Origin of the sequence: Motilibacter deserti, assembly GCF_011250635.1 — a bacterium.
In the GTDB taxonomy this organism is placed as follows: domain Bacteria; phylum Actinomycetota; class Actinomycetes; order Motilibacterales; family Motilibacteraceae; genus Motilibacter_A; species Motilibacter_A deserti.
The window spans coordinates 19,672-44,993 of sequence record NZ_JAANNP010000007.1; the positions used below are offsets into that span (position 1 = coordinate 19,672).

20 protein-coding genes and 1 tRNA gene are annotated in these 25,322 nt (G+C 71.4%); 14 read left to right on the top strand and 7 right to left on the bottom strand.

Translation table 11 applies throughout. The features are described from left to right. Positions 1-287 precede the first annotated feature (287 nt). From G9H71_RS11960 to G9H71_RS12005, 10 genes are all read left to right on the top strand, one after another. On the top strand, positions 288-1,442 hold the full coding sequence (locus G9H71_RS11960) for a LacI family DNA-binding transcriptional regulator (protein ID WP_331272935.1): 1,155 nt from the start codon (positions 288-290) through the stop codon (positions 1,440-1,442). Positions 1,443-1,616: 174 nt separating this feature from the next. Further along, positions 1,617-3,296, top strand: a complete 1,680-nt coding sequence (araB, locus tag G9H71_RS11965; RefSeq protein ID WP_166282086.1) for a ribulokinase — start codon at positions 1,617-1,619, stop codon at positions 3,294-3,296. Next, positions 3,293-3,979, top strand: a complete 687-nt coding sequence (locus G9H71_RS11970) for an L-ribulose-5-phosphate 4-epimerase (protein ID WP_166282088.1) — start codon at positions 3,293-3,295, stop codon at positions 3,977-3,979. The genes araB and G9H71_RS11970 overlap by 4 nt, the downstream gene beginning before the upstream one ends. Positions 3,980-4,043: 64 nt before the next feature. After that, entirely contained in the window at positions 4,044-5,555 is a 1,512-nt protein-coding gene (gene araA, locus G9H71_RS11975) for an L-arabinose isomerase (RefSeq protein WP_166282090.1), read from the top strand. A gap of 708 nt (positions 5,556-6,263) precedes the next feature. Next, on the top strand, positions 6,264-7,277 hold the full coding sequence (locus G9H71_RS11980) for an ABC transporter substrate-binding protein (RefSeq protein WP_166282092.1): 1,014 nt from the start codon (positions 6,264-6,266) through the stop codon (positions 7,275-7,277). A gap of 109 nt (positions 7,278-7,386) precedes the next feature. Continuing rightward, positions 7,387-8,931, top strand: a complete 1,545-nt coding sequence (locus tag G9H71_RS11985; RefSeq protein ID WP_166282094.1) for a sugar ABC transporter ATP-binding protein — start codon at positions 7,387-7,389, stop codon at positions 8,929-8,931. Beyond that, positions 8,928-9,980 (top strand): ABC transporter permease, encoded by a 1,053-nt coding sequence (locus tag G9H71_RS11990; protein WP_166282096.1) that lies wholly within the window; start codon positions 8,928-8,930, stop codon positions 9,978-9,980. The genes G9H71_RS11985 and G9H71_RS11990 overlap by 4 nt, the downstream gene beginning before the upstream one ends. Continuing rightward, complete coding sequence (gene yjfF, locus G9H71_RS11995; protein WP_166282099.1) at positions 9,977-10,978, top strand: galactofuranose ABC transporter, permease protein YjfF; 1,002 nt, start codon at positions 9,977-9,979, stop codon at positions 10,976-10,978. The genes G9H71_RS11990 and yjfF overlap by 4 nt, the downstream gene beginning before the upstream one ends. Before the next feature lie 353 nt (positions 10,979-11,331). Next, positions 11,332-13,863: an alpha-L-arabinofuranosidase C-terminal domain-containing protein gene (locus tag G9H71_RS12000; RefSeq protein WP_166282101.1), complete on the top strand. Its 2,532-nt coding sequence runs from the start codon at positions 11,332-11,334 to the stop codon at positions 13,861-13,863. Between the two features lie 11 nt (positions 13,864-13,874). Beyond that, a complete protein-coding gene (locus tag G9H71_RS12005; protein WP_166282103.1) occupies positions 13,875-15,347 on the top strand; it encodes a family 43 glycosylhydrolase in 1,473 nt (490 codons plus the stop codon). An 89-nt stretch (positions 15,348-15,436) separates the two neighbouring features. Here the strand turns inward: G9H71_RS12005 and G9H71_RS12010 are convergent, their stop codons facing one another. Together G9H71_RS12010 and G9H71_RS12015 are read right to left on the bottom strand one after the other, a co-directional pair. Further along, positions 15,437-15,733, bottom strand: a complete 297-nt coding sequence (locus G9H71_RS12010) for a hypothetical protein (protein ID WP_166282105.1) — start codon at positions 15,731-15,733, stop codon at positions 15,437-15,439. A 5-nt stretch (positions 15,734-15,738) separates the two neighbouring features. Then, positions 15,739-16,491 carry an AfsR/SARP family transcriptional regulator gene (locus G9H71_RS12015; protein WP_166282107.1) on the bottom strand — a complete coding sequence of 251 codons (753 nt, stop codon included), beginning with the start codon at positions 16,489-16,491 and terminating at the stop codon, positions 15,739-15,741. Between the two features lie 220 nt (positions 16,492-16,711). Here G9H71_RS12015 and G9H71_RS12020 point away from each other — a divergent pair, with 220 nt between their 5' ends. Both G9H71_RS12020 and G9H71_RS12025 read left to right on the top strand, forming a co-directional pair. Further along, complete coding sequence (locus G9H71_RS12020; protein ID WP_166282109.1) at positions 16,712-17,575, top strand: manganese catalase family protein; 864 nt, start codon at positions 16,712-16,714, stop codon at positions 17,573-17,575. A 175-nt stretch (positions 17,576-17,750) separates the two neighbouring features. Next, positions 17,751-17,912 carry a hypothetical protein gene (locus tag G9H71_RS12025; RefSeq protein ID WP_166282111.1) on the top strand — a complete coding sequence of 54 codons (162 nt, stop codon included), beginning with the start codon at positions 17,751-17,753 and terminating at the stop codon, positions 17,910-17,912. A gap of 42 nt (positions 17,913-17,954) precedes the next feature. Here G9H71_RS12025 and G9H71_RS12030 read toward each other — a convergent pair whose 3' ends face one another. Then, the gene (locus G9H71_RS12030; protein ID WP_166282113.1) at positions 17,955-20,141 is read right to left on the bottom strand and encodes an FUSC family protein; all 2,187 of its coding nucleotides are present in this window, start codon (positions 20,139-20,141) and stop codon (positions 17,955-17,957) included. 67 nt (positions 20,142-20,208) lie between these two features. Then, on the bottom strand, positions 20,209-21,264 hold the full coding sequence (locus G9H71_RS12035; protein WP_166282115.1) for a LacI family DNA-binding transcriptional regulator: 1,056 nt from the start codon (positions 21,262-21,264) through the stop codon (positions 20,209-20,211). A gap of 100 nt (positions 21,265-21,364) precedes the next feature. Between G9H71_RS12035 and G9H71_RS12040 the strand changes: the two genes are divergently transcribed. Together G9H71_RS12040 and G9H71_RS12045 are read left to right on the top strand one after the other, a co-directional pair. Continuing rightward, the gene (locus tag G9H71_RS12040; RefSeq protein WP_331272936.1) at positions 21,365-22,237 is read left to right on the top strand and encodes an ATP-grasp domain-containing protein; all 873 of its coding nucleotides are present in this window, start codon (positions 21,365-21,367) and stop codon (positions 22,235-22,237) included. A 77-nt stretch (positions 22,238-22,314) separates the two neighbouring features. Further along, positions 22,315-22,391, top strand: a tRNA-Phe gene (locus tag G9H71_RS12045). 126 nt (positions 22,392-22,517) lie between these two features. On the opposite strand, the gene G9H71_RS12050 is transcribed toward G9H71_RS12045, so the two are convergent. Genes G9H71_RS12050 through G9H71_RS12060 form a run of 3 tightly spaced genes read right to left on the bottom strand, consistent with a single transcriptional unit; the run spans position 22,518 to position 25,247 of the window. After that, positions 22,518-23,579: a hypothetical protein gene (locus G9H71_RS12050; protein ID WP_166282117.1), complete on the bottom strand. Its 1,062-nt coding sequence runs from the start codon at positions 23,577-23,579 to the stop codon at positions 22,518-22,520. Continuing rightward, positions 23,569-24,165: an ATP-binding cassette domain-containing protein gene (locus G9H71_RS12055; RefSeq protein WP_331272937.1), complete on the bottom strand. Its 597-nt coding sequence runs from the start codon at positions 24,163-24,165 to the stop codon at positions 23,569-23,571. Before G9H71_RS12055 ends, G9H71_RS12050 begins: the two co-directional genes overlap by 11 nt. A 32-nt stretch (positions 24,166-24,197) precedes the next feature. Continuing rightward, complete coding sequence (locus G9H71_RS12060) at positions 24,198-25,247, bottom strand: peptidoglycan-binding domain-containing protein (protein ID WP_166282121.1); 1,050 nt, start codon at positions 25,245-25,247, stop codon at positions 24,198-24,200. Positions 25,248-25,322: the final 75 nt, after the last annotated feature.

Sequence of the window (25,322 nt, forward strand, 5' to 3'; positions counted from 1 at the left end):
TTCGCACAGTGGTCTTCTGCTGTATGCGCCGGGCCAGGGGCTCCAGAGATCCGTTCGGAGACGTGTGGCGGCGGTCGTGACGAGCGCCGGCGGAGGCTGACCGGAGCGCTCGCCCGTTGCCTCACCGCAGGTGATCGGCCTAGTGTGAGCGCTCACAGATTGGCTGACGGAATGGGGCCGACCCGTTATCCGTCCGTGACCGAAGAATGTGCAGGAGCCGACGTGCGAGGAGTTGCGGGCCCGCGGCTGCGGCCGGGATCGGGGCGCGCGAGCGGGTGGCGTACGTCGTGAGCACCGTCCCGGTCGGCCGGTCCGACGAGGACGGCGCCTCGGCCGTGCGGCCGCCCAACATGCGCGACGTCGCCCGCCGAGCCGGCGTGTCGCACCAGACGGTGTCGCGAGTGCTGAACGACGCTTCGGCTGTTCGGTCCGACACGAGGGACCGGGTGCTCAGTGCGATCGAGGAGCTCGGATACCGCCGCAACTCGGCGGCGCGCGCGCTCGTCACGCGGCGTTCGCGGACCTTCGGTGTCATCACGATGCCCGCGACCCTGTACGGCCCGGCGAGCACGCTGCACGCGATCGAGCTCGCAGCGCAGGAGGCGGGCTACTTCGTGCGGGTGGCCACCATCAGCGGCTTCGAGCGCCACGCGCTGACGGAGGCGCTTCGTTGGCTGGAGGAGGGGCCGGTCGAGGGGCTTGTCGTCCTCGCCCCGCTCCTCGGGACCGCGGCGAAGCTCGGTGAGCTGTGGGAGGAGATGCCGGTCGTGTTCGTCGAGGGCGCGACCTCGACGGGGCTCGCCTCGGTGAGCGTGGACCAGGTGGCAGGGGCGCGCGCGGTGACCGAGCACCTGCTCGAGCAGGGTGCCGGCGCACCGGTCTGGCACGTCACCGGTCCCGCCGACTGGGTCGAGGCGCAGCAGAGGGTCGTGGGATGGCGGTCCGCGCTCGCCGACGCAGGGGTGCGAGCGCCGGATCCGCTGCCCGGCACGTGGAGCCCGTCGTCGGGCTACGCCGCCGGGCTCGACCTCGCCCGGCGCGGGGACGTGCGCTCGGTCTTCGTCGCCAACGACCGAATGGCGCTCGGGCTGCTGCGGGCGTTCGCGGAGGCCGGCGTCCGGGTCCCGGAGGACATCCTCGTGGCGGGGTACGACGACGTGCCGGAGGCAGCGTTCTACAGCCCCCCGTTGACGTCCGTGCGGCAGGACTTCGCCGGCGTCGGCAGGCACAGCATCGGGTCCCTCGTGGACCAGGTGGAGGGGGCGGGCACCGCCGGTCGCGGCGCAGCGGTCCTCCCGCCGACGCTCGTCGTGCGACAGAGCTCGCTCGCACCGGTGCCGCGCCGGGCCAGGCGCTCGGGCGCTGGGTGGGCGCCCGACGAGGGGGTCACTCCGGGTCGTCCGCGCCCGCCCGCGGGTCACGATTTAGCCACGCCCTCTTGACGGCTGAGGTGTGAACGTTAACATCACCGCGTCGGACGAATTGCGCTTGAGCGGGGCCTCGAGAACGGCCCGGAAGGAGTGCGGAGCGATGCTTTGGCGGCCCGCAGCGGAGCGAAGGACCGGCCCGCAGCAGGCCCGGCACGGGGCTTGGACGGCCCGGTCGGGAGGCGCGCGATGACCGCGACGACGAGCTCGGCCGACGACCGCAGCGTCGTGATCGGGGTCGACTACGGCACCCTGTCCGGGCGCGCCGTGGTCGTGCGGGTCTCCGACGGAGCCGAGCTCGGAAGCGCCGTTCATGAGTACTCGCACGCGGTCCTCGAGGACGTGCTGCCCGCGACGGGCAAGCGGCTCCCGCACGACTGGGCCCTGCAGGTGCCCTCGGACTACGTCGACGTGCTCAAGGACGCCGTCCCGAAGGCCATCGCGGCCAGCGGGGTGAGCCCCGAGGACGTCATCGGCATCGCGACGGACTTCACCGCCTGCACCGTGCTGCCGACGACCGCCGACGGGACGCCGCTCTGCGAGCTCGACGAGCTGCGCGACCGGCCGCACGCCTACGTGAAGCTGTGGAAGCACCACGCCGCGCAGGGCCAGGCCGACCGCATCAACGCCCTCGCTCACGAGCGGTCCGAGCCGTGGATCGCCCGCTACGGAGGCAAGCTCTCCTCCGAGTGGGAGCTCGCCAAGGGCCTCCAGCTGCTCGAGGAGGACCCCGAGGTCTACGCGCGCATGGACCACTGGGTCGAGGCCGCGGACTGGATCATCTGGCAGCTCTGCGGCACCTACGTGCGCAACACCTGCACCGCCGGCTACAAGGCGGTCTACCAGGACGGGGCCTACCCGTCGAAGGAGTTCCTCGCGGCCCTCGACGAGCGGTTCGTGGACTTCTTCGAGGCGAAGGTGGAGCAGCCGCTCGCCCCGCTCGGCGCGCGCGCCGGGGGGCTGACGGAGCAGGCCGCCGCCTGGACCGGGCTGCCCGCGGGCATCGCCGTCGCCGTCGGCAACGTCGACGCTCACGTCACCTCCCCGGCGGCCAAGGCGGTCGACCCGGGCCAGATGCTCGCGGTCATGGGCACGTCCACGTGCCACGTGATGAACAGCGACCAGCTCGGCGAGGTCCCCGGCATGTGCGGCGTCGTCCGCGACGGCATCACCCCGGGCCTCTGGGGCTACGAGGCCGGGCAGTCGGGCGTCGGTGACATCTTCGCCTGGTTCGTGCGAAGCAGCGTTCCGGCGTCGTACGCGGAGCGGGCCGCCGAGCGCGGCCTCGACCTGCACCAGTACCTCACCGAGCTCGCCTCCCAGCAGGCCGTCGGGGAGCACGGGCTCGTCGCGCTGGACTGGCACAGCGGCAACCGCTCCGTCCTCGTGGACCACGAGCTCTCCGGCCTCGTCCTCGGCCTGACGCTCGGGACGAAGCCCGAGGAGGTCTACCGCGCGCTGCTGGAGTCGACCGCATTCGGCACCCGCAAGATCATCGAGTCCTTCGAGGCGGCCGGCGTCCCGGTGACCGAGCTGGTCGTCGCGGGCGGCCTGCTCAAGAACGCGTTCCTCATGCAGATGTACGCGGACGTGACGCGCCGCCCGCTGTCCCTGCTCGGCTCGACCCAGGGGCCGGCCCTCGGCTCGTCGATCCACGCGGCGGTGGCGGCCGGGGCGTACCCGGACATCCACGCCGCGGCAGCGGTGATGGGGCGCAAGGAGGAGGCGGCGTACGTGCCGGACGAGGAGCGCGCGCAGGCCTACGACGCGCTCTACGCCGAGTACTCGCGGCTCCACGACTACTTCGGCCGGGGCGAGAACGACGTCATGCACCGGCTGCGAGACATCAAGCGGAAGGCTGTGCGATGACCGAGACCACCTTGTCGGCCCCGTCGCGGCAGGCCGTCGACGCGGTGCGCGCGGACGTGTCGACGCTGCACGCCGAGCTCGTCCGCTACAACCTCGTGGCGTGGACCGCCGGCAACGTGTCCGGGCGGGTGCCGGGCGAGGACCTCTTCGTCATCAAGCCGAGCGGCGTCGACTACGACGCCCTGGCGCCGGAGAACATGATCCTCTGCGACCTCGACGGCAACGTCGTCGAAGGCGACCACTCGCCCTCGAGCGACACGGCCGCCCACGCCTACGTCTACCGGGCGATGCCCGAGATCGGTGGCGTGGTCCACACGCACTCGACGTACGCGTCGGCGTGGGCCGCGCGCGGCGAGGAGATCCCCTGTGTGCTGACCGCGATGGCCGACGAGTTCGGCGGGCCCATCCCCGTCGGGCCGTTCGCCCTCATCGGCGACGACTCCATCGGCCAGGGCATCGTCGCGACCCTGCGCGGCTCCCGCTCCCCGGCGGTGCTGATGCAGAACCACGGCGTCTTCACGATCGGCAAGAACGCGCGCGCCGCGGTCAAGGCGGCGGTGATGTGCGAGGACGTCGCCCGCACCGTGCACGTGTCCCGCCAGCTGGGCGAACCGTTGCCGATCGCGCAGGGCGACATCGACCGACTCTACGACCGCTACCAGAACGTCTACGGCCAGCGCTGAGCCGGGCGCCCGTCCGCGCGGGCGCCGCCATGCGACTCCTCCTGCAGGTGAAAGGACCAACACAATGACGGTGTCGGCATTCGAGGGATACGAGGTCTGGTTCCTCACCGGCAGTCAATCGCTCTACGGCGACGACACGCTGCGCCAGGTCGCGGAGCAGTCGGAGGAGATCTGCCAGACGCTCGCGAGCTCGAAGCAGATCCCCGTCCGCATCGTGTGGAAGCCGGTGCTCACCACCGCCGACGCGATCCGCCGGGTGTGCCTGGACGCCTCCGCCTCCGACACCTGCATCGGCGTCATCACGTGGATGCACACGTTCTCGCCGGCGAAGATGTGGATCGCCGGGCTCGACGCCCTGCAGAAGCCGCTGCTCCACCTGCACACCCAGTCCAACGTCTCGCTGCCCTGGGCCGAGATCGACATGGACTTCATGAACCTCAACCAGGCCGCGCACGGTGACCGCGAGTACGCCTACATCGAGAGCCGGATGGGCGTGAGCCGTACGACCGTCGCCGGGCACGCCTCCGACCCTGCGGTCGCGGACCGGGTGGCGACGTGGGCTCGGGCCGCCCGCGGCCGCCAGGAGGCGCGCACCCTCAAGCTCGCGCGCTTCGGCGACAACATGCGGGACGTCGCGGTGACCGAGGGCGACAAGGTCGAGGCGCAGATCCGCTTCGGCGTCTCCGTCAACACCTACGGCGTCAACGACCTGGTGGCCCGGGTGGACGCGATGGCCGACGACGCGGTGGACGCGCTCGCGGCCGAGTACGACGAGGCCTACGACGTCGACCCGTCCCTGCGGCCGGGGGGCGAGCGCCGCGAGTCCCTGCGCTACGCGGCCCGCATCGAGCTCGGCCTGCGCTCGTTCCTGGAGGAGGGCGGCTTCCACGCCTTCACCTCGAACTTCGAGGACCTGGGGGGCCTGCGCCAGCTGCCCGGCATCGCCGTGCAGCGCCTCATGGCCGACGGCTACGGCTTCGGCGGTGAGGGCGACTGGAAGACCTCGGCCCTCGTGCGGATCATGAAGGTCATCGGCGAGGGCCTGCCGGGCGGCACGTCCTTCATGGAGGACTACACCTACCACCTCGGGCCGGGCGAGCCGAAGATCCTCGGCGCTCACATGCTCGAGGTCTGCCCGACCATCACGAGCGCCACGCCGAGCTGCGAGATCCACCCGCTCGGCATCGGTGGCCGGGAGGACCCGGTCCGCCTGGTGTTCGACGCCGCTCCCGGCCCCGCGTTCGTCGTGGGCTGGAGCGACCTCGGAGACCGGTTCCGGCTCGTCGCCAACGAGATCGACGTCGTCCCCGCCGACGAGCCGCTCCCGAACCTCCCGGTCGCCCGGGCGGTGTGGAAGCCGCGCCCGAGCCTGAAGACCTCGACCGAGGCCTGGCTGACGGCCGGCGGCCCGCACCACACCGTGCTCAGCTCGGCGGTCGACGTCGAGGCGCTGGCCGACTTCGCCGAGATGGTGTCGACCGAGCTCGTCCTCATCGACGCGGACACGACCGTGCGCGGGCTCAGCAAGGAGCTGCGCTGGAACGCCGCGTACTACCGGCTCGCCCGCGGCTTCTGAGGCCACGGGCCGTCGCCAGGCGGCCGGTCACGGGGTGCCGGCCGCCGGCGGCAAGGCGGACGGGCAGCCTACGGCCGCCGGGGACGGCGGGAGCGAACGGCTCGCAGCGAGTCCGTGACGAAGTTGTGACCGAGGAAGAAAACCCCGCGTGGGGCGGGCCTGTACGCGGCGCCCGCCCCGGCGTACCACTGAAGTATCCGGACAAAACAGGCAGGTCGGGTCGGAGCTCCTGCCTTGTCCCGCGTCTTTTGCGGGTCGGAAGCACCCCGGCGCTTGTGAAGCGCGGGGGACTCCGGCATGCTCTTTCGCGTTCGGAAGTCTCGGGTCCGTCATTGCTATGGAACCGTTACCAAGACCTCTTGACGGGCTTGGTGGGCAGGCAGAGACTGACTGCGAAAGTTAGCGTTCACATCGACGGTGACGCAGCCCCCGCCACGAGGGGCCGGTCGCCTCGAACGTTGCGGGGAGAAGCGCTTTGGCAAGGATGCCGAAGGGAGCGGGGCGGGCCGGGGCCCGGCCGTCGCCGCTATTTCGCGGGCGGGTGCGACCCCCGTCCCGGCGCCCGTTCCGAACGACGCCGGCCGCCGTCGACGGCGGCCTGCCGGCCTCGGGAGAACCCATCGACTTCCCCGTCTTCCCGTGGTGCCAGCTTTCCGGCTAGCTACACCCCGGTCATGCCGACCGTGGACTGCAGAGAAGGAGTTCTACGTGTTCAAGAAGGCATCTCTCGTCGCCTTCGCCAGCGCCGCGGCACTGCTGCTGGCGGGGTGCGGCGACGACTCGGACGACACCGCATCCCCGGGGTCGAGCAGCGCAGCCGGTGGCGGAGGCGGCGGCAGCAGCGAGCAGATCACGCTCGGCTTCGCCCAGGTCGGCGCCGAGAGCGGCTGGCGCACGGCCAACACCGACTCGATCAAGAAGTCGGCCGAGGAGGCCGGGATCGAGCTCCAGTTCTCCGACGCGCAGCAGAAGCAGGAGAACCAGATCCGTGCCATCCGCTCGTTCATCCAGCAGAAGGTCGACGTCATCGCCTTCTCGCCGGTCATCGAGTCCGGCTGGGACGCGGTGCTCAACGAGGCCAAGCGCGCCAACATCCCCGTCATCCTCACCGACCGCGCGGTCGACTCCGAGGACACCAGCCTCTACAAGACCTTCCTCGGCTCCGACTTCGTCCTCGAGGGCCAGAAGGCCGGCGAGTGGCTGAAGGAGGAGTACGCCGACGAGGCCGGCCCGGTCAACATCGTCGAGCTCCAGGGCACCACGGGTGCCGCGCCGGCGATCGACCGCCAGCAGGGCTTCGCCGACGCCATCGCCGGTGAGTCGAAGTTCAAGATGATCGCCTCGCAGACCGGCGACTTCACCCGCGCCGGTGGCAAGCAGGTCATGGAGGCCTTCCTCCAGGCCCACAAGGACATCGACGTGCTCTACGCCCACAACGACGACATGGGCCTGGGCGCGATCGAGGCCATCGAGGCGGCCGGCCTCACGCCGGGCGAGGACATCAAGATCATCACGGTCGACGCGGTCAAGGACGGCATGCAGGCGCTCGCGGACGGCAAGATCAACTTCATCGTCGAGTGCAACCCGCTCCTCGGCCCGCAGCTGATGGACGCCGTGAAGAAGGTCGTCGCCGGCGAGGAGATCCCGCCGCGGATCGAGACCGAGGAGACCACGTTCACCCAGGAGCAGGCCAAGGCCGCGCTCCCCACGCGCCAGTACTGAGCCCAGCCTCGTACTGAGCCTTTGCAGCAGGTGGCACGGGGCCGCTCCGCAACTCCAGGAGCGGCCCCGTGCCGGTACGAGCACTGCGACGAAGAGAGGTCCCAGTCCCATGGCGTCTGCCGCATCCAGTCCTGTGGTGCAGATGACCGGCATCCGCAAGGAGTTCCCCGGCGTCAAGGCTCTTGACGGCGTCGATCTCCGCCTGTTCGCCGGTGAGGTGCACGCGCTCATGGGCGAGAACGGGGCCGGCAAGTCCACCCTCATCAAGGTCCTCACCGGCGTCTACACGATCGACGGCGGCGAGATCCGGCTCGGTGGCGAGCCCGTGCTGTTCTCCAGCCCGCTCCAGGCCCAGCAGGCCGGTGTGAGCACGGTCTACCAAGAGGTCAACCTCTGCACCAACCTGTCCGTGGCCGAGAACATCTTCATCGGCCGCGAGCCGCGCCGGATGGGGGCCATCAACTGGCGCGAGATGCGCCGCCGTGCCCGGGAGGCGCTCGAGCGCGTCGACCTGCACATCGACGTGTCGCAGCCGCTGTCGAGCTACTCCATCGCCATCCAGCAGATGGTCGCGATCGCGCGAGCGGTCGACATCTCGGCCCAGGTGCTCATCCTCGACGAGCCGACCTCGAGCCTGGACCAGGGCGAGGTGCAGCAGCTCTTCCGCGTGATGCGCCAGCTGAAGGCCGAAGGGCTCGCGATCGTCTTCGTGTCGCACTTCCTCGAGCAGATCTACGAGATCACCGACCGCATGACGGTGCTGCGCAACGGCCAGCTCGTCGGCGAGTGGATGACGAGCGAGCTGCCCCAGGTCGAGCTGGTGTCGAAGATGATCGGCCGGGACCTGGCGACTCTCGAGGCGCTCGAGGGCGAGAACAAGCGGACGCTCACCGCCCTGGAGAACGCCACCCCGGTGATCCAGGCCAAGGGCGTCGGCCGCAAGGGGAGCGTCGAGCCCTTCGACCTGTCGGTCTACCCCGGCGAGGTCGTCGGCCTGGCCGGCCTGCTCGGCTCCGGCCGCACCGAGGTCGCAAGGCTGATGTTCGGTGCCGACCGCGCCGACAGCGGCGACTTCCTCGTCGACGGCAAGCCGACGCACCTGCGCACACCGCGCGCGGCGACGAGCCAGGGCATCGCCTTCACGTCGGAGAACCGCCGCACCGAGGGGCTCGTCGGCGAGCTGACGGTCCGGGAGAACATCATCCTCGCGCTGCAGGCCGCGCGCGGCTGGACGCGGCCCATCTCGCGCAAGCGCCAGGACGAGCTCGTCGACGAGTACATCAAGGCGCTCGACATCCGCCCCGCCAACCCCGAGCAGCAGGTCCGCAACCTCAGCGGCGGCAACCAGCAGAAGGTCCTGCTGGCCCGCTGGCTCATCACCCGGCCCAAGCTGCTCATCCTCGACGAGCCGACGCGTGGCATCGACGTCGGCGCCAAGGCCCAGATCCAGAAGCTCGTGGTCTCGCTGTCGGAGGAGGGCATGTCGGTGCTCTTCATCTCCGCGGAGCTGGAGGAGGTGCTCCGGCTGAGCCACAAGGTGGAGGTGCTGCGCGACCGCCGCATCATCGCCGAGCTCGCGAACGACGAAGGGATGACCGTGGAGAAGATCGTGGAGACGATCGCCGGCGACAGCCGCGAGGAGGTGCGCGCATGAGCATCACCCGGCACCGGCTCTTCTACCCCGGTGTGCTCCTGCTCGTGCTGCTCGTCAGCAACGTCTTCTTCACGCCCACCTTCTTCAACCTGCGCATGCAGGACGGGCATCTCTACGGCAGCCTCATCGACATCGTCCGCAACGGCGCTCCGCTGCTGATCGTGGCCGTCGGCATGACGTTCGTGATCGCCACCGGCGGCATCGACCTCTCGGTCGGCGCGGTGATGGCCATCTCCGGGGCGGTCGCGACGCACCACATCGCGGGGCTGAGCAACCAGGACAGCACCGCCGGGGTGCTCACCGCCGTCGGGATGGCACTCGGGTTCTGTCTGCTTCTCGGGTTGTGGAACGGCATCCTCGTCGCCGTCGTCGGCATCCAACCCATCATCGCCACGCTCATCCTGATGGTCGCCGGTCGAGGCGTGGCGCAGTGGATCACCGACGGCCAGATCATCACGGTCAACAGCCCGGCCTACAAGCTCATCGGCGGCGGCTACAAGCTCGCCCTGCCGTTCGCGATCTTCCTCGCGATCGCCGTGCTCGTGTTCGCCGCGGTCATCAGCCGGCGGTCCGCGCTCGGCATGCTGATCGAGTCGGTCGGCGGCAACGCCGAGGCGAGCCGGCTGGCGGGCATCCGCTCGCGCGGGCTGATCCTGCTGGCGTACGTCTTCTCCGGCTTCTGCGCCGGGCTCGCCGGCCTCATGATCAGCTCGAACGTCTCGAGCGCCGACGCCAACAACACCGGCCTCTTCTACGAGCTCGACGCGATCCTCGCCGTCGTCATCGGCGGCACCGCGCTGATCGGCGGCCGCTACTTCCTCGTCGGGACGCTGGTCGGCGCGCTCACGATCCAGACGCTCACGACCACGATCCTGACCATCGGCATCAACCCGAACGCGACCCTGCTCTTCAAGGCCTTCGTCGTCTTCGTGATGTGCCTCATCCAGTCCCCGGCCTTCCGGGCGAAGGTCTTCCGCCGACGGCAACGCCCGGCGTCACCGCCCGCGGCCCCCGCCTCCAAGGAGCAGCACGTGAGGGTCCCCGCATGAGCACCGCCGTCCTCGACAAGCGGCCGACCGGGCTCCCGCGGGTCTCCCAGCGCTACTTCCCCGTCCTGGCGACGCTGCTCCTGCTCGTCCTGATGTACCTCTTCGGGACCTTCCAGTACGAGGGCTTCGCCTCCGGCCAGGGCGTCGCGAACCTCTTCATCGACAACTCGTACCTCATCGTCGTCGCGGTCGGCATGACCTTCGTGATCCTCACCGGGGGCATCGACCTCTCGGTGGGAGCCGTCGTCGGGCTCTCCACGATGGTGGCGTCGACGCTGCTGGAGGACCGCGGCTGGTCGGCCCTGCTCGTCATCCCGGTGGTGCTTCTCATCGGGTGCACCCTCGGTGGGCTGATGGGCGCGGTCATCCACTACTACGAGATCCAGCCGTTCATCGTCACGCTCGCCGGCATGTTCCTCGCACGCGGCCTCTGCTACGTGATCAGCACCGACTCGCAGTCCATCACCGACGGGCTCTACAGCGACATCGCGCTGAAGACCATCCCGCTCGGCGGTGGCGTCGTGATCACCTACAGCGTCATCGTCGCGCTGGCGGCCGTGCTCGTGGCCTACATGGTCCTGCACTACACCCGGCTCGGCCGCAACGTCTACGCGATGGGCGGCAGCAAGCAGTCGGCCATGCTCATGGGCCTGCCGGTCGCGAGGACCACGATCGCCGTCTACACGATCAGCGGCTTCTGCGCGGCGCTCGGCGGCATCCTCTTCTCGTTCTACGCCCTGTCCGGCTCGCCGAACACGGCGATCGGGCTGGAGCTCGACGCCATCGCCGCGGTGGTCATCGGGGGCACGCTGCTCATCGGCGGGTCGGGCTTCGTGCTCGGGTCGGTCATCGGCGTGCTGGTGCTCGGCCTGATCCAGACGATCATCACCTTCGCGAACCTCGAGTCGTACTTCACCCGCATCACGATCGGCCTGCTGCTCTTCGCGTTCATCCTGCTGCAGCGGCTGGTGTTCGCCCGGCGGTCACCAGGCAGCTGAGCGGAGGCCGGGGCGGCTGCGCGAGAGGCGGCCGCCCCCGGTCTCGGCTCCGGCGCACGCGCACCGGAGCCGGCGGCGCCCGGGTGCTCGACGAGCACCCGGGCGCTGTCGTGTCCGGCCGGAACCACGGCGACAACGGCCGCGAGAAGGCGCTACCGAACCGTTATCGACGGCCCTTGACGCCTCTGTCACACGCGTCGACACTACTCGTGTTATCGCTCACAAAGACCGGGGTGCACCCGAGCGCGCGCTGGACCTCGCGCCGCCCGCTCTTCGTGCCCGTCCTTTGTGACGTGCTCCCGGGGGCTCTTCGTCCGCCCCTATTGCGTTCTTCCGTATCCGAGGAGACATGCATGTCCCGACCAGGTGCAATGAAGGGCCTGGCAGCAGCCGCTCTGCTCGTCGTGCCCTTGGGCATGGCGGCCGACGCCGGCGCGGCCAAGCCCGTCCCCGACTACACCATCACCGTCGACGACAGCGCCCAGGGCGCCGCCATCGACGACACGATGTACGGCGTCTTCTTCGAGGACATCAACTACGCCGCTGACGGGGGCCTCTACGCCGAGCTCGTCCGCAACCGCTCGTTCGAGTTCAACTCGACGGACGCCAGCGGCTTCACCGGCCTCACCGCGTGGCAGGTCGTGAACGGCGGCGGCGCGGCGCCGACGGCGCAGGTCGTCAACGACGCGACGCGCCTCAACGAGAACAACCGCAACCACCTGCGCCTCACCTCCGACGGCCCCGGCGACGGCGTGCGCAACCTCGGCTACAACACCGGGTTCGCGCTCAAGGCCGGCGCGACGTACGACGGCTCGGTCTGGGCGCGCTCGACCACCGCGCAGACGGTGACGTTCGCGCTCACGAACGCGAACGGCACCGTCACGTACGCGAGCGGCACCGTCGCCGTCGACGGCTCGGACGCCTGGAAGAAGTACGAGCTGACGCTCACGGCCAACGCGACCGTCAACGACGCGCGGCTCGCCGTGACGGGCGGGGCCGCGTCGGTCATGGGCCTGGACATGATCTCGCTCATGCCGCACGACCGCTGGGTCGGCAAGAACGGGCTGTCGACCCTGCGCAAGGACCTGGCGCAGAAGATCGCCGACCTCGACCCGGGCTTCGTCCGCTTCCCCGGCGGCTGCATCGTCAACGTCAACAGCCACCGGGCCTACACCGCGGCGAACAACTTCCCGCGGGCGCGGTCCTACCAGTGGAAGGAGACGGTCGGCCCCGTCGAGACGCGCCCGACCAACGCCAACTTCTGGGGCTACAACCAGTCCTACGGCCTCGGCTACTACGAGTACTTCACGTTTGCCGAGGACATCGGCGCCATGCCGCTGCCCGTCGTGCCGGCAGTGCTGAACGGCTGCGGCCAGGGCTTCCGGGCCAACGAGCAGAACGAGCTGCAGCGCCACATCCAGGACACGCTCGACCTCATCGAGTTCGCCAACGGACCGGTCACGTCGACCTGGGGCAAGCTGCGCGCCGACATGGGCCACCCGGCGCCCTTCGGCCTGACGCACATCGGCGTCGGCAACGAGGAGAACTTCCCGGCGCAGTTCATCACGAACTTCGTCCAGTTCCGCGACGCGATCAAGGCGAAGTACCCGAACATCACGGTCATCAGCAACAGCGGCCCGGACGACGAGGGCACGACGTTCGAGCAGCACTGGGCGCAGAACCGGGCCAACAACGTCGAGATGGTCGACGAGCACTACTACAACAGCCCGACCTGGTTCCTGCAGAACAATGACCGCTACGACTCCTACGACCGCAACGGGCCCAAGGTCTTCCTCGGCGAGTACGCCTCGCAGGACGCGAAGTGGTTCAACTCGCTGTCCGAGGCGGCCTACATGACGGGCCTCGAGCGCAACGCCGACATCGTGAAGCTGGCGTCGTACGCCCCGCTGCTGGCCAACGTGGACAACGTGCAGTGGCGGCCGGACATGATCTGGTTCGACAACCACCAGTCGTGGGGCTCGACGAGCTACGAGGTCCAGAAGCTGTTCATGAACAACGTCGGCGACCGCGTCGTGCCGAGCACGGCCTCGGGCAAGGTCATGCAGCCGACCCCGATCACGGGCGCGGTCGGCCTGTCGACCTGGCGCACGGCCGCGAAGTACGACGACGTCAAGGTGACGTCGCCCGACGGCACGACGCTGTTCAGCGACGACTTCAATGACGGCAACGCCGACGGGTGGCGCCCGCTCGCCAACCGCGGGACGTGGGCCGTGACCGACGGTCAGTTCGTCCAGACCAACACGACGGCGGAGGACACGCTCGTCGCCGGGCCGGCGGTGGCCGCGACCGACTACGACGTGACGATGAAGGCCACGAAGACCGCCGGCGCCGAGGGCTTCCTCATCGGCTTCGGGGTCAAGGACTCCGGCAACTACTACTGGTGGAACCTCGGCGGCTGGAACAACACCCGCAGCGTCGTCGAGAAGGCCACGAGCGGCGCGAAGCAGACCCTGGTCGCGCGCGAGGGCCACTCGATCACCACGAACAAGGCCTACGACGTCAAGATCTCGGTACGCGGCACCAAGGTGACGCTCTTCCTCGACGGCCAGGAGTTCTTCAGCTTCGACGACAACACCGTCATCGAGCCGTTCGCCCAGGTCGTCACGCACGACGACGCCACGGGCGACACGATCGTCAAGGTCGTGAACGCGCAGAACACCCCGGCCGTGACGAAGATCGACCTGGGCAAGCTGAAGGTCGCCAAGAAGGCGACGATGACCGTCATCTCGGGGGACCCGGGCCAGCAGAACACCCGGTCGGCGCAGCCGATCCGCCCGGTGACGACGCAGATCGACGTGCCGTCGCAGTTCTACCGGACGTTCGACCCGAACTCCGTCACCTTCATCCGCATCCCGAAGAAGTAGGGGCAGCCGACATGAGCTTCGAGATCAGTCGTCGCGCGCTGCTGCGCGGCGGGCTCGGCCTGGGCGGCGTGACGCTGCTCGGGGGAGTGCCGCTCGTGGCGCACTCCGCGACCGCCGCCACACCGCTTCCGACGGACGCCGAGGTCTACGGCGTTCCGACCACCAACCCGCTCGTCCTCAACCGGGCCGACCCGTTCATCACGGTCCCGACCGACGGCATGTACTACTTCACCGGCTCCGTGCCGGAGTACGACCGCCTCGTGGTGCGCGGCTCCTCGACGATCGCCGGCCTGAGCGACGCGCCGGAGTCGGTCATCTGGCGGCGTCCGACGACCGGCACGATGGGCGGCCACATCTGGGCGCCCGAGCTGCACCGCATCGACAGGCGCTGGTACATCTACTTCGCCGCCGGGGACTCCAACAACGTCTTCGCCATCAAGATGTATGCGATGGAGTCGACGCTGGCCGACCCGCGCGACCCGGCCGGCTGGGGCGCCCCGCGCGAGGTCACGACGCCGTGGGGGTCGTTCAAGCTCGACGCGACCACCTTCGCCCACCGGGGCAAGCGCTACTACGTGTGGGCGCAGGCCGAGCCGGAGATCTCGGTCAACACCAGCCTCTACATCGCCGAGATGGCCTCGCCGTGGGCCATCAAGGGCGAGCCGCGCCGCATCTCGACGCCCACGCTGGCGTGGGAGCGGCAGGGCTTCGCGGTCAACGAGGGGGCTGCGGTCATCATCCGCAACGGCCGGGTCTGGATGACCTACTCCGCCAGCGCGACCGACCACCGCTACGCGATGGGCCTGCTCTGGGCCGACGAGGACGCCGACCTGCTCGACGAGATGTCGTGGAACAAGTCGCCGAACCCCGTGTTCGTCACCAACGAGCAGACCAAGCAGTACGGCCCCGGGCACAACTCGTTCACGGTGGCCGAGGACGGCACCGACGTCCTCGTCTACCACGCCCGCGACTACACCGGCTACATCGGCTCGGACCCGCTCTACGACCCCAACCGGCACGCGCGGGTGCAGAAGCTCTACTGGAGCCGGGACGGGATGCCGCTGTTCGGCGTTCCCGTCGGCAAGGGTGGCCCGATCGTGCGGCTGTCGCCGACCGACGACAAGCACACCTTCGTCCGCCACTTCGCCTTCGTGCTCAGCGTCGCCGAGGACACCGACGACCTGCCGTTGGGCGACACGCAGTTCCGGTTCGTGCCCGGCTTCGCCGGTGCGGGCACGGAGTCGATCCAGTCGGTCAACTACCCCGACCGCTACGTCCGGGTCACGGCGACCGGGCAGGTGCGGATCGACCCGTTCGAGGCGGGGGCCGCGTACGCGGGGCAGGCCAGCTTCCGCCGCATCCCGGCCAAGAAGGGCTACCAGCTCCAGCTCGCCGGTGACGGGAGCAAGTACCTCCTGCACGACAAGGGCGCCCTGACGGTCGGGGCGCTCGCCGGCAACCGGAGCATCTTCGAGCTCAGCTAGGAGCTGCCGCCACGCTCGAGGGGCCCTGCCGCAGCGCGGCAGGGCCCCTCGGCGTGTTCCACCACTGCATGCGTACTAACGTGGACGCACTATCGCGGATCCGGGTCCGTGTCCGACGACAGCCCGGTCAGCCAGGCGCGGACGGCCAGGCAGATCTCGTCGACGCCCTGGGCCGTCGTGAAGGTGTCGGACGGCTCCCCCTCGACGTCGACGCCGAGCAGCCGTGCGCGCGGGCGGCGTTCCCGCACCGCATCGTCCGGTCGCGGAGCCGTTCCTGACACGGGTATCTCGGTCGTGTCGCTGCAGGGCTCGGCCTCCAGCCACGCCCGGATGAGCAGGACCGACCCGGCATCCGCGCCGTTGTCTCGACGCTCGCATCCGACCATGATCACTACCGTCCTCCGTCGGCCGGACGCCCCAGCAGCCCTGCGACGAGGCTGCGGATCGCCGGCGATGGGCTGAGCCCGAGCTCGGTGCGTACGAGCCGGCGGAACAGCTCGTACTGCCGGAGCGCCTCGCCGGGGTTGCCCTCGGCGAGGTGGACCTCGATGACCCGGCGGTGCGCGCTCTCGCGCAGTGGCTCGCCGCTGACCGCCGCGAGCCCGGCCCGCAGGGCAAGGTCGAACCGGCCGGAGTCCCGGTGCAGCACGCACAGTCGTTCCAGCGCGTGCAGCCGGCGTTGGCGGTGCCGCTCCCGCTCGAGCAGCACCCAGTCATCGCCCCAGCCGGGCAGCACGTCCTGGTCGAGCAGGCCGAGCGCCTCGTCCGGCAGGTCCGCAGCCTCCTCGGGGGCCGCACCGACCTGCCGGATGGACGCCTCGGCCCGCCACAGGTCGACCCGGGCGTCGTCGGCCAGCGAGACGTGCGTCGCGCCCGCGCGGATCAGTGGGCGTACGGGCCGGGGCAGCCGCCACAGGGTCGAGCGCAGGCTCGCTGCCGCCCGGTCGTCCGTGCTCTCCAGCCACAGGGCGCCGGCCAGCTGCTGGCGGCGTACCGGCTTGCCGACCAGGGCGAGGTAGGCCAGCAGCCGCTCCGCCGTCGCGGGCAGCGAGATCGGGCCACCCTCCGCCGTGAGCGCGAACCCGCCGAGCACGTTGATGGACGTCCCTGCCGTGGCAGGCGCAGTGCTCAGGCGGTTCGACATGTGCTCCTCCGTACGCCTCGCCGATGGCCGGCGTTCCCGCCGACTCGCGCCGTGCTTCCCGCTCAGATGAGGTCTGAACGCGTGTCGACCGGTTTGACGGGGCTGTCACGCAGCTGTGACGGCAGAAGCGACGCGGCTGGCGACGGCCTGCCGACGGCGTTGTCACATCCCGGGAGCAGAACAGCTGTGTCAGCGATTCACGACCGAAGGAGCGCTCGCGGTGTTCTTCCACTACAAGGGACTGCAGTTCGAGGCCAAGCCCGACAAGCCGGACCCCGTGCTCGCCAAGCACCTGCAGGAGCTGCTCGGCGGCGCCGTCGGCGAGATGACGGTCGCGATGCAGTACCTCTTCCAGGGCTGGAACTGCCGCGTCCCGGGCAAGTACAAGGACCTCATCCTCGACACGGCGACCGAGGAGCTCGCCCACGTCGAGATGATCGCCACCATGATCGCCCGGCTGCTCGAGGGCGCCCCCGAGGACGCGTACGTCGAGGCCGCCAAGGACCCGATGACCGCCGCGATCCTGGGCGGCACCAACCCCCAGCACAAGATCGTGACCGGCCTCGGCCCGGCGCTCGCCGACAGCGCGGGCGAGGCGTGGAGCGGCAAGTACATCATCGCGAGCGGCAACCTCTTCGCCGACTTCTCGCTCAACGCAGCGGTCGAGATGCAGGGCCGGCTGCAGGCCACCCGCGTCTTCAACATGACCGACGACCCCGGCGTGCGCGAGATGCTGAAGTTCAACATCGCCCGCGACACGATGCACCAGAACCAGTGGCTCGCCGCGTGCGAGGAGCTCAAGAGCGACGGCCTGGAGACCCTCCCGTCGCCGAGCGCGTTCCCCGAGTCCGACCAGAACAACGAGTACGCCTACACGCTGTTCAACTTCTCCGAGGGCTCGCAGTCGAGCGAGGGCCGCTGGGCCTCCGGCCCGACCCCGGACGGCAAGGGCACGTTCAACTACGTCGACAACCCGCAGCCGATGGCGCCGGAGCCGGTGCTCCCGCCCGCGCCGCCGCAGTACTACGGCACCCCGTCCACGGGCGGCGGGATCGTGCAGAAGGTCAAGGACATCCTCACCTGACCGGCGGGGCGGCAGGGCCGGTCGCCGCGCCGCCGGCGCCCGGCCCCGCCCGCCCCCGCCGCTCGTCCCGTCCCTCGTGTCACCGACCTGGCGTCACCGCCGTCGGGCCACTCCCGTCGGGCCACCGTGCGACGCCTGCGCACCAACGCTTAGTCCGCAGCTCCAGGAGACCGTCATGTCCGTGAAGCACCGCACCTCGTTGCTGCCGCTGGTGTACGCCCCTGTCGCCGCCGTCGCGGCGGTCGAGGCGCTGTGGATGCCTGCCGCGGTCCTCGCTGCCGGTGGCGCGGCCCAGCTCGCCGCCCGCCGGCACGCGCACCGCCCGCCGGCGGCCTGAAGACCGGGACCGCCGACGCACGCCACCGATGGCTCGCCGCCGCTAGCCCGCTGCCGTCACCGCGTGGGCGATGGCCTCGACCGCCTCGACGACCTCCTCGACCTCGACCGCGAGCAGGCGCCGCTCCGGCCGGTCGGCGACGGCGTCCTGCAGCTCGCGGGCACTGGCCTGCAGGCGGTCGAGCCGCGGCTCCTGCGCCGCTCCGGTTCGCACGCCGGACGCGGCCGACCGGAGCGCCGCAGCGACCTGCTCGCCGAACGCGGCCGCCTCCGGCACCGGGGCCGAGCGCTGGGCGTCGCCGAGGCGCGCGTGCAGGGTCAGCATCGCCTGGGCGTAGCGCTGCACCCCGGCGAGCGCCGCGCTCGCCGCCGTGGCCGAGAACCGCTCGCGGGCCGGCTCGTTCAGCAGCCGCTCGACCGAGGCCTCCGCCTCCGTGCGCGCGAGCCGGGCCGCGACCATCTCCGCGCGCAGCGGCGCGACTCCGCGGCCCTCCGGGGCGGCGTACGCGGCCAGCACGTCGCGGCCGTACCTGGCCTGCGCTTCCAGCACGTCACCGAGCTTGTCCGCGATGCGACGCCCCTCCCACGTCGGCCAGAGGAGGTAGGCGACCAGCGCGAGCAGGCCGCCGACGGCGGTGTCGACCAGCCGGTCCCACCCGGCCCCCGCGCTCGGAAGCCCGACCAGGGACAGCAGGAACACGATGTAGCCGGTGAGGAACGTGGCGAAGGCCGGCTGGCTGGCGCGGAACAGCGCGTACGCCGCGAGCGTGCAGACGCCGATGAGCGCCGCGAGCGCCGCCTCGCCGGGGCGCAGCTGGGCCGCGAGCAGGGTGGCCGCGCCGGCCCCGACGGCGGTCCCGGCGGTCCGGCTCACCCCGCGGGTGAGGGTGCCGGTGAAGTCGGGGCGCAGGACGACGAGCGCCGTGAGGCCGACCCAGTAGCCGCGGTCCAGCGGGACGACGCGGTAGAGCACGGACGCGACGGCGAGCACGGCCGCGAGCCGGAGCGCGTGCCGGAACGACTCCGAGCGCAGGTTGAGGTTGGCCCGCAGCGTGAGCACCGCGTCGCTGTCGAGCAGGGCCGGGCGGGCGCCGGACCGGGAGGGCCGGGAGTCCGCGAGCACCACCGCCGGGTCGGCTCCCTGGCCCGGCTCCTCGCCCTGCAGCAGCCGGTCCGCCGTCCGGCGGGCCGCGCGCAGGTGGGACGACAGCGCATCCAGCGCGGCTCCCGCCCCCGTGGGCAGCGCGGCGCCGGCGACCAGCCGGTCGAGCGGGTGCGGGGGAGCAGGCTCGTCGTCGACCGCTCGCCATCGCCGGGAGGAGCGGCGCGCCGGCGCGGGATCGACGAGGTCGGCGACCTCGCGCAACTGCTGGGCGGCTGCGTGCAGGCCGATGTCGGCCCGGCCGACCTCGGCGTACCGCCGCTCGGAGACGGCCCGTCGCCGGGCGAGGCTGAGCGCCGTGAGCTCGGTCCGGATGCGCTCGGCGAGGTCGACCAGTGCCCGGAAGCGCGCCCTCGTCAGGTCGCGGGCGAGCGGGTTCGCGTCCCCGAGCGTGGCCGACGCGGTGTGCAGGGCGGTCGCGTCCGGCAGCAGCGGGTCGCCGGAGTGCGCGCTGTCGTCGGCGTACTCGGCCAGGGCGCGGTACGCCGCGGCGACCGATGCGCGCTCGGCGGCGTACATCCGCAGCGGCCAGACGAGCACCACGAGCGCGGTCTGCACGAGGCCGCCCGCCGCGACCAGGCCGGCCCGGGTCAGCGCCTCGCGCGGTGTCATGGGGAAGTCGCCGGCGATGAGCAGGGCGACCCCGCACTGCAGGCCGATCACGGTGGCCGCCGGCCCGAGCGCGACGGCCAGCCCGGCGCCGAACGCCCAGAGCGCGGTGACCGGGGCGGCCAGCCACTCCGACCGCACCACGGTGGCCCCGACGAGCGTGCTGACCGCCATGCCGGCACTGGTCAGCAGCGTCGCGCGGACCCGCGAGGCGTAGACCCCCTGGAAGGACGCGATACCGACCGAGAAGGCGCCTGCGGCCGCGCTCACCGCGGACGCGGGGGAGCCGGCGAGCAGGCCGACGACGAGCACGGCGACGACGCCGCACGCGGCGCGCGCCGCCGCGAGCAGGTCGACCTGGGACAGGTCCACCCGGCGCAGGTCGCGGGCGACCAGCTCACCGGTGGCGCGCGCGGGCCGGGAGCGCGGCGCGTCCCCGTCGTGCGCCGGCCCCCTCATGGCAGGCGTCCTACCCGGGCCGGCAGCGCAGGCACCTCCCCTCGGCCCGGGGGCGCGACGGGCGGGCTCAACCGCCGCCGGGTGGGGCGGTGCTCGCCCGGACCACCAAGCGGCTGGGGTGGCGGTGGACGGGGCCGGGAAGCGCGCCCGCCGCCCGGCGCGCGCACTCGCGCCCCTGCGCGAACAGGTCCTGGTGAACGGTCGTCAGTGCCGGGGTGCTGGCCGCGGCCTCGGGAACGTCGTCGAGGCCGACGACGCTGACGTCCTCGGGTACGCGGGCGCCGCGCTCGCGGGCGGCCTGCAGCACGCCGAGCGCGAGCACGTCGGTGCTGGCCAGGACGCCGAGGGGGCCGCGCGCCCCCAGCGCGTCGAGGACCGCGTCGCCCGCCGCGTACCCGTCCTCCCGGCTGTTGCCGGGGCGCTCCTCGACGCGCACGTCCTCCCACGCCAGCCCCGCCCGCTCGACGGCCTGCCGGTAGCCGGCGAGCCGGTCGCGGCGTACGCCGAACGCGGACCCGTGCTGCCGGTCGAGGCCGGCCGGGCCCGCGTGGCCGTCCGGGAGCAGCCGCCAGGTGACGACCGCGAGCCGCGTGTGCCCGAGGGCGAGCAGGTGCTCCGCGGCCCGGCGCGCGGCCGCGACGTTGTCGATCGTGACGCAGGGGACGTCCGGCAGAGCCGGCGCGCCGGCGGTCACCAGCGGCAGCCGACGGGCGAGCACCGTGGCGAGCGCCGGGTCGTCGTCGGCCGGCGCGAGGGCCACGAAGGCGTCGACGACCGCGTCGGCGACGGCACGCGCCGCGGCGGGCCCGGTCGCGGCGATCAGCTGCAGCGACAGGTCGCGGGCCGCTGCCTCGACGGCGAGGCCGCGCATGAAGGCGACCGCGCCGGGGTCGGTGAACGCGTAGGGCAGGGCGTCGTTGAGGAGCAGGCCGAGCACGCCCGTGCGGCCGCGGCGCAGGCTGCGGCCGACGGCGCTCGGGCCGCCGTACCCCAGCTCCCGGGCGGCCTGCAGGACGCGCTCGAGCGTCGCGGGCGCCAGCTTCTCCGGCCGGTTGTACGCGTTCGACACGGTCATCCGAGAGACCCCCGCCGCTCGCGCGACGTCATCGAGGGTCCCGGGCACGGGCCGAGTGTATGCATACAACGAATTGCGGTGACCGAGGTCCGAGCAGGCCGTTAGGGTGCGTCGGCAGACCCGCTTCCGCCGTCAGGAGCCGCTCCTCGTGGACATCGTCCTCGTCACGGGACACGACATGCCCAAGCCGGACGCCGAGATCCCCCTCGTCGTCGAGGCCCTCCGGGGACGCGGCCTGGAGGTCGCCGTCCAGCCGTGGGGGGACGTGGGCGAGAGCGGCACGGCCTGGGCCGACGTCCCGCTCGCCGTGGTGAAGTCGCCGTGGGACTACTTCGACGACCGCGACGGCTTCGTCCGCTGGGCCTACGACACGGCCGGCGTGACGGGGCTCGTGAACCCGCCGGACGTGCTGGAGTGGAACAGCCACAAGAGCTACCTGCTCGACCTGCAGAAGGCCGGCGTCGCGGTCCTGGACACGGTGCTGGTCCGGCAGGGCGCGGACGACGACGAGCAGGCCGCCGCCCTCGGCCGGCTGTCGGGCGAGGTCGTCATCAAGCCGGCCGTCTCCGGGGGCGCGTGGGGAGCGCTGCGGACGCCCGCCGGGGCGGCGGCCGCGGCCGACCACCTGCGGTCGCTGACGGCCGACGAGGACGTACTGGTGCAGCGGTTCGACCCCTCGGTGCTGTCGGCCGGCGAGGCGTCGCTGATCTACTTCGGCGGCCGCTTCAGCCACGCGATCCGCAAGGTCCCCGCAGAGGGCGACTACCGGGTGCAGGAGTTCTACGGAGGGCGCGTCCTCGCGCACGAGCCGTCCCCGCGCGAGCTGGAGGTCGCTTCCGCGGCGCTGCGGGTCGCTCCGTCCGGCGAGCTGGCGTACGCCCGCGTCGACCTCGTCCGGCTGGACGCCGAGCCGGCGGTCATGGAGCTGGAGCTCATCGAGCCCGAGCTGTTCCTGCCGCACTCCGACGGGGCGGTCGAGCGCTACGCCGACGCGCTCGTCGCGCTGCTGCCGAAGGCATGAAGCGGCCGGTGCCCCGTCGGCTTCCCGGTCGGGGTGCACGCCCGCTGCCCGGTGCCGTTATAGTTGGACCGCTGCCTGGGCAGGTAGCTCAGTTGGTACGAGCGTCCGCCTGAAAAGTGGAAGGTCGGCGGTTCGACCCCGCCCCTGCCCACCACGTGTGGTCCCGGGGACCTGGTCCGCCAGGTTCCCGGCTTCCACCGGTTTCCTTCACGTCGTGCCCTCCGGGGACGGCTCACGGCGGGTCAGGGCACGGGCCCGACCCACAGACCTCGCGAGCCCGCTAGCGGTCCTTGGCCAGGTTCGTCGGACGACGCAGCGCGAGATCGGTCGTGGCGAGCAGGCCCCCGACGGCCCAGACACCCGCCATGGCGAGGCCCCAGGTGACGGGGATGAGCGGGTCGAGGTAGCGGTCGCGAAGAGCCAGGGCAGCGGCCACGGCGCACAGGCCCGCCGTCCCGGCAATGAGCAGTGTCTCCAGAGCGAGCAGGGTGAGGACCGACGTCCTGGAGGTCCCGGACAGCCGGTAGACGGCCATCTCGCTCGCTCGCAGCCGGGATGCGATGCCCGTGGCGAGGGCGCCCACGAGGGCGAGCAGCAGAGGCAGCCAGCGCCCCGGGCGGTGGAGGTAGGTGTCGACCGGGTCGTTGGTGGCGATGAACGGACGAGTCGCGGTGACGGGGTTGCCCTCGACAGCCAGCGCAGCGCCGTGCAGGTCGCCGGCTCGTGCGGGGTCGGACAAGGCGCGGAGCACGACGACGCACTGCGGGCCGTCGACGTCGGCCGGAAGCAGGGGCAGGGTGACGGAGAAGTCGGTGGCGAGCGCCTCCGGCCGTGCGGTCGGAACGACAGCGGTCGCCGTCTCGGACGTGCCGGTCTTGACCCGGAACGCTGAGGCAGACCGGTCGGCGGAGGCTGCGCCGGACCCGGCGAGCACGGGGCCGATCAACACGTCGACACGACTCAGCTCCGGGACGAGCGTGGTGCTTGCGCGTTGCGCAGGCAGACCGACTCCCACCGGGAGCAGGTCCATGTCACTCACCGGTGTGAGCAGTCCCGCATGTCGCACCCCGTCCTGCCCTGCGAGCGACTCGCACGAGGCCCTGCTGATCTGAGCGGGCGCGCTCGTCGACGTCGACCGATAGACCAGCACGTACTGACCCTGGACGTCCAGCTGAGCGATCTCGTCGCGCAGGCGCACCGTCTCGTAGGCGATGAAGCTGCTCGAGCCGACACCCGCCAGGATCGCGAGCGCCAGCAGAGGAAGCAGGCGCGAGCCTCGGCCGAGGACGTTGCGAGTCGCTTCCCGAGCGAGGTAGCCCAGGCGCCAGCCGTCATGCTGCATGCCGTGCTTCCCGGCGCATGTGGACGGCGGCGTGAGCGGCAGCCACCAGAACCGGGTCGTGGGTGGCGACGACGATGGTCGCCCGGCCGCTCAAGCGCGACAGGATGCCCGCGATGCGGTCGGTGTTGGCGGCGTCCAGGTTCGCTGACGGCTCGTCCGCGAAGATGAGCTCTTTGCCTGAAGCCAGAGCCCGGGCGAGGGCCACCCGCTGCAGCTCGCCGCCGGACAGCTTGCGCGCCTGCTGCCCGAGGCGATCGGCCAAACCGACCATCGTCAGGGCCTCCGTGGCGGCCGTCTCCGCAGCCCGCAACCGCAGCCCGGCGCCGAGGGCGGCGATGAGGACGTTGTCCAGCACGGAGCGGCGACCGAGAGCGTTCGAGCCCTGCGGTACCCACGCGACGAGCTGTGGCGAGGGCGCCGTCGGAGGACCGTCCGGCGCGGCCCGTAGCTCGATCGTGCCGGAGGCCAACGGTTGATGCCCGGACATCGCCGCCAGCAGTGAGGACTTCCCACTCCCTGACGGCCCGACGAGCGCGGTCACCCGACCGCTCTCGAAGTGGGCAGAGAACCCGGAGAACACCGTCACTGCCCCGAACGTCAGGGTGGCGTCGCGGACGTCTAGCTGCACGATGCGCTCGTCTGTGCCGGCACTGCGGCCGCGTCACGCACGACCTGCGCTCCGATGAGCTCCGCGTCGACGAAAGCAGCACCCAGCTCGCCTACCGCCACCTCCAGCTTCGGCAGAGCACGGGCGGACAAGCCGGCGGTGGAGGACTCGTGTGCTCCGTCGCCGTCTCGGACGAAGACGCACTGCCCTCCCGACTCGGAAACGTGCACTGCCGTCGCAGGAACGACTCCTCTTGTCTCGGCCTGGGCCCTGGCGAGCAGCAACCCGGAGAACTGCTGCGTACTTCCGATGTCGGACGGAAGCTGCTGTGCGCGACCGATGGCTACTTCCTCGGTGACGGTGCGGTACAGGCCCGCCAGCTCCTCGGCAGTCGGCGTCAGCCCGCTCACGGGGACTCGTTCATCTCCGACGAGCAGCACCAAGCCGGCGCCAGCCAGCGTCGTCAACGGGCCACCGTCGTCGGCTGGTCTGAACTCGATGCTGACGGGCGCGGGTGCTGTCTCGAGCACCGGGTCACCGGCGGCCACCGCAGAACCTACTGGCGCCACTGGCTCGCCGAGCGAGGTCACACCTTCCGGCAAGAAGGCGACGTAGCTGACTCGGAAGGTCCCGTCTGCTCTCACCCCTAGCCGTTCTTCCTGCAGCGCCTTCACTGCAGCGACCGTCTTCTCGCGGAAGGTGTCATCGACCGCGTCCGCGGGCAGCTTCCCCAGCCGGGACAGGTAGCGTTCGAGCCCGAGGACGTCGTCACCCTTGTCGCCCACGTGCAGGTCGCGGAACAGCGGAGCTGCCGCCCGATAGGCGAGGACGGGCACCTCGTCGACGGTGAACAGCTCCTGCCCCTGCCGGACAGCCTGCCCCGCTCCACGAGTGCTGGTCAGCATCCCACTCGCTTGCGTGCGCACCTGGGCGCTGGGGCCCATCTGCGCGACCACCTTGACGGACGTGCGGTAGTCCGTGCTTCTACTGCCCACCGGGACCAGGGTCGGCAGAACAGGCGCGACGCTCTCGGTCTCTCGCGCTCCGGCGGTCGGCAGCATGACCGCTGCGACGGCTACCGGCACCGCCCACAGGGCGACGAGCGGCAGCAGCCGCCAACCCGCAGCCCGTTCCCT